The organism is Halorubrum sp. F4 (genome assembly GCF_027257195.1).
Taxonomy (GTDB): Archaea; Halobacteriota; Halobacteria; order Halobacteriales; family Haloferacaceae; genus Halorubrum.
In genome coordinates this window covers 1-1,419 of record NZ_JAPDFS010000056.1, presented here as the reverse complement: position 1 = coordinate 1,419, position 1,419 = coordinate 1, and the positions used below count along the sequence as shown (strand labels likewise).

Sequence of the window (1,419 nt, the reverse complement as noted above, 5' to 3'; positions counted from 1 at the left end):
GCCTCATCCGGACCTCACTCGGGTGCTTTGACGGGCGGTGTGTGCAAGGAGCAGGGACGTATTCACCGCGCGCTTGTGACACGCGATTACTACCGAATCCAGCTTCATGTGGGCGAGTTGCAGCCCACAATCCGAACTACGATCGAGTTTCTGAGATTACCGTCTCCTTTCGGAGTTGGAACCCTTTGTCTCGACCATTGTAGCCCGCGTGTTGCCCAGCACATTCGGGGCATACTGACCTACCGTTGCCCGTTCCTTCCTCCGTGTTGGCCACGGCAGTCTCTCTACTGTCCCCAACCACTTCGCAGTGTTGCTGGCAAGTAGAGATGCGGGTCTCGCTCGTTGCCTGACTTAACAGGACGCCTCACGGTACGAGCTGACGGCGGCCATGCACCTCCTCTCTGTGGCTCGTGGCGAGGTCATCAACCTGACCGTCATTACCACAGTCGATGCTGGTGAGATGTCCGGCGTTGAGTCCAATTAAACCGCAGGCTCCTCCGGTTGTAGTGCTCCCCCGCCAATTCCTTTAAGTTTCATCCTTGCGGACGTACTTCCCAGGCGGTCTGCTTAGCGGCTTCCCTACGGCACAGCACCCACTCGTAGTGGGAGCCACACCTAGCAGACATTGTTTACGGCCAGGACTACCCGGGTATCTAATCCGGTTCGAGACCCTGGCTTTCGTCCCTCACTGTCGGATCCGTTCTCGCGACGTGCTTTCGCCATCGGCGGTCCGTCCAGGATTACGGGATTTCACTCCTACCCCGGACGTACCCGTCGCGCCTTCCGGTCCCAAGCCACACAGTTTCCACCGGACGGCCACCCGTTGAGCGGGTGGATTTCCCGATGGACTTGTGCGGCCAGCTACGGACGCTTTAGGCCCAATAAGATCGGCCATCACTCGGGCTGCCGGTATTACCGCGGCGGCTGGCACCGGTCTTGCCCAGCCCTTATTCGTCCACCTCCCTAGGGTGGACAAAAGCGTAGGCTCTATGCCTACGCACTTGGGATCCCCTTATCGCACTGTCGTGCAGTGTAAAGGTTTCGCGCCTGCTGCGCCCCGTAGGGCCCGGAATCTTGTCTCAGATTCCGTCTCCGGGTTCTGGCTCTCACCACCCGTACCGATTATTGGCACGGTGGGCCGTTACCCCACCGTCTACCTAATCGGCCGCAGCCACATCCTTCGGCGCCGGAGCGTTTGGCACACTCGTCATTCCAGAGTGAGTGTGGTATGCACTATTAGCCTCAGTTTCCCGAGGGTATCGTGCTCCGAAGGGTAGTTTGGCCACGTGTTACTGAGCTATTCGCTACGAGTCTGAACTCGTACAACTAGCATGGCTAAATCGGATCCCAATAGCAATGGCCTCCGGCAGGATCAACCGGAATGTGTAACCCTCGCGCCTGATTCCCGGTGCGAGGGGG

At 58.8% G+C, this 1,419-nt stretch carries 1 rRNA gene; it reads right to left on the bottom strand.

The window, feature by feature from the left end:
• Window positions 1-1,383, bottom strand: a 16S ribosomal RNA gene (locus tag OKW78_RS16680); the annotation flags it as partial.
• Window positions 1,384-1,419: the final 36 nt, after the last annotated feature.